Origin of the sequence: Bacillus haynesii (genome assembly GCF_014042035.1) — a bacterium.
Taxonomy (GTDB): domain Bacteria; phylum Bacillota; class Bacilli; order Bacillales; family Bacillaceae; genus Bacillus; species Bacillus haynesii.
Window position 1 is genome coordinate 2,940,001 of sequence record NZ_CP059494.1, and the last position, 2,500, is coordinate 2,942,500.

The 2,500-nt window shown below is 51.6% G+C and carries 9 tRNA genes and 3 rRNA genes (2 of these 12 running past the window's edge); all 12 read right to left on the reverse strand.

Features of this window, described 5'->3' with window-relative positions:
• Positions 1-1,248 (reverse strand): 16S ribosomal RNA (locus H2R00_RS14525) (it extends 300 nt beyond the left edge of the window).
• 152 nt (positions 1,249-1,400) lie between these two features.
• Positions 1,401-1,476: transfer RNA gene (locus H2R00_RS14530), tRNA-Ala, on the reverse strand.
• Positions 1,477-1,482: 6 nt separating this feature from the next.
• A tRNA-Pro gene (locus tag H2R00_RS14535) sits at positions 1,483-1,559 on the reverse strand.
• A gap of 8 nt (positions 1,560-1,567) precedes the next feature.
• Positions 1,568-1,644, reverse strand: a tRNA-Arg gene (locus H2R00_RS14540).
• A gap of 9 nt (positions 1,645-1,653) precedes the next feature.
• Positions 1,654-1,739 (reverse strand) — tRNA-Leu (locus H2R00_RS14545).
• Positions 1,740-1,748: 9 nt separating this feature from the next.
• Positions 1,749-1,823 (reverse strand) — tRNA-Gly (locus tag H2R00_RS14550).
• A 16-nt stretch (positions 1,824-1,839) separates the two neighbouring features.
• Positions 1,840-1,922: transfer RNA gene (locus tag H2R00_RS14555), tRNA-Leu, on the reverse strand.
• A gap of 6 nt (positions 1,923-1,928) precedes the next feature.
• Positions 1,929-2,004: transfer RNA gene (locus tag H2R00_RS14560), tRNA-Lys, on the reverse strand.
• A 35-nt stretch (positions 2,005-2,039) separates the two neighbouring features.
• A tRNA-Thr gene (locus H2R00_RS14565) sits at positions 2,040-2,115 on the reverse strand.
• A gap of 21 nt (positions 2,116-2,136) precedes the next feature.
• Positions 2,137-2,212 (reverse strand) — tRNA-Val (locus H2R00_RS14570).
• A gap of 20 nt (positions 2,213-2,232) precedes the next feature.
• Positions 2,233-2,348: ribosomal RNA gene (rrf, locus tag H2R00_RS14575) — 5S ribosomal RNA — on the reverse strand.
• Positions 2,349-2,404: 56 nt separating this feature from the next.
• A 23S ribosomal RNA gene (locus tag H2R00_RS14580) occupies positions 2,405-2,500 on the reverse strand (it continues 2,827 nt past the right edge of the window).

Consider the following 2,500-nt stretch of genomic DNA (forward strand, 5'->3'; position numbering starts at 1 on the left):
CCATTGTAGCACGTGTGTAGCCCAGGTCATAAGGGGCATGATGATTTGACGTCATCCCCACCTTCCTCCGGTTTGTCACCGGCAGTCACCTTAGAGTGCCCAACTGAATGCTGGCAACTAAGATCAAGGGTTGCGCTCGTTGCGGGACTTAACCCAACATCTCACGACACGAGCTGACGACAACCATGCACCACCTGTCACTCTGCCCCCGAAGGGGAAGCCCTATCTCTAGGGTTGTCAGAGGATGTCAAGACCTGGTAAGGTTCTTCGCGTTGCTTCGAATTAAACCACATGCTCCACCGCTTGTGCGGGCCCCCGTCAATTCCTTTGAGTTTCAGTCTTGCGACCGTACTCCCCAGGCGGAGTGCTTAATGCGTTTGCTGCAGCACTAAAGGGCGGAAACCCTCTAACACTTAGCACTCATCGTTTACGGCGTGGACTACCAGGGTATCTAATCCTGTTCGCTCCCCACGCTTTCGCGCCTCAGCGTCAGTTACAGACCAGAGAGTCGCCTTCGCCACTGGTGTTCCTCCACATCTCTACGCATTTCACCGCTACACGTGGAATTCCACTCTCCTCTTCTGCACTCAAGTTCCCCAGTTTCCAATGACCCTCCCGGTTGAGCCGGGGCTTTCACATCAGACTTAAGAAACCGCCTGCGCGCGCTTTACGCCCAATAATTCCGGACAACGCTTGCCACCTACGTATTACCGCGGCTGCTGGCACGTAGTTAGCCGTGGCTTTCTGGTTAGGTACCGTCAAGGTACCGCCCTATTCGAACGGTACTTGTTCTTCCCTAACAACAGAGTTTTACGATCCGAAAACCTTCATCACTCACGCGGCGTTGCTCCGTCAGACTTTCGTCCATTGCGGAAGATTCCCTACTGCTGCCTCCCGTAGGAGTCTGGGCCGTGTCTCAGTCCCAGTGTGGCCGATCACCCTCTCAGGTCGGCTACGCATCGTTGCCTTGGTGAGCCGTTACCTCACCAACTAGCTAATGCGCCGCGGGTCCATCTGTAAGTGGTAGCTAAAAGCCACCTTTTATAATTGAACCATGCGGTTCAATCAAGCATCCGGTATTAGCCCCGGTTTCCCGGAGTTATCCCAGTCTTACAGGCAGGTTACCCACGTGTTACTCACCCGTCCGCCGCTGACCTAAGGGAGCAAGCTCCCGTCGGTCCGCTCGACTTGCATGTATTAGGCACGCCGCCAGCGTTCGTCCTGAGCCAGGATCAAACTCTCCATGAAGTTTGATAATGACTACGCACATTCGCATGTGCGATTTATTTAATGAATTAACAGGTACGTTTGTCTTGTTTAGTTTTCAAAGATCATTATTAAAGCAACTCTATTATTATATCTCTTTTAAGATAAATAGTCAAGTGCTTTTTAAAAATAAATGGTGGAGCCTAGCGGGATCGAACCGCTGACCTCCTGCGTGCAAAGCAGGCGCTCTCCCAGCTGAGCTAAGGCCCCGAATAATGGTCGGGAAGACAGGATTCGAACCTGCGACCCCATGGTCCCAAACCATGTGCTCTACCAAGCTGAGCTACTTCCCGTTATATAATGGCGCGCCCGAGAGGAGTCGAACCCCTAACCTTTTGATCCGTAGTCAAACGCTCTATCCAATTGAGCTACGGGCGCATATGTCAATGCCGAGGGCCGGACTTGAACCGGCACGGTAGTCACCTACCGCAGGATTTTAAGTCCTGTGTGTCTGCCAATTCCACCACCCCGGCGTGGATGGTTGGAGCGGAAGACGGGATTCGAACCCGCGACCCCCACCTTGGCAAGGTGGTGTTCTACCACTGAACTACTTCCGCAAATCTTTTTTTATAATGCGGGTGAAGGGACTCGAACCCCCACGCCGTAAAGACACTAGATCCTAAGTCTAGCGCGTCTGCCAATTCCGCCACACCCGCATAAAATGGTGAGCCATGAAGGACTCGAACCTTCGACCCTCTGATTAAAAGTCAGATGCTCTACCAACTGAGCTAATGGCTCTTTAAAAGAGACTTAAATATTATATCATAAAAAAGTGGTGCCGGCAAGAGGACTTGAACCCCCAACCTACTGATTACAAGTCAGTTGCTCTACCAATTGAGCTACACCGGCTTAATCAACAAAATATTATAATGGTGGAGGATGACGGGATCGAACCGCCGACCCTCTGCTTGTAAGGCAGATGCTCTCCCAGCTGAGCTAATCCTCCGTTTGCACTTGCGTGCAACAGCTTGGCGGCGTCCTACTCTCACAGGGGGAAGCCCCCAACTACCATCGGCGCTGAAGAGCTTAACTTCCGTGTTCGGCATGGGAACGGGTGTGACCTCTTCGCTATCGCCACCAAACTAATTGAGAGGTGTTCTCTCAAAACTAGATAACGGTCAGACAATTCACAAATATTTAGGTTAAGTCCTCGATCGATTAGTATCTGTCAGCTCCATGTGTCGCCACACTTCCACCTCAGACCTATCAACCTGATCATCTTTCAGGGATCTTA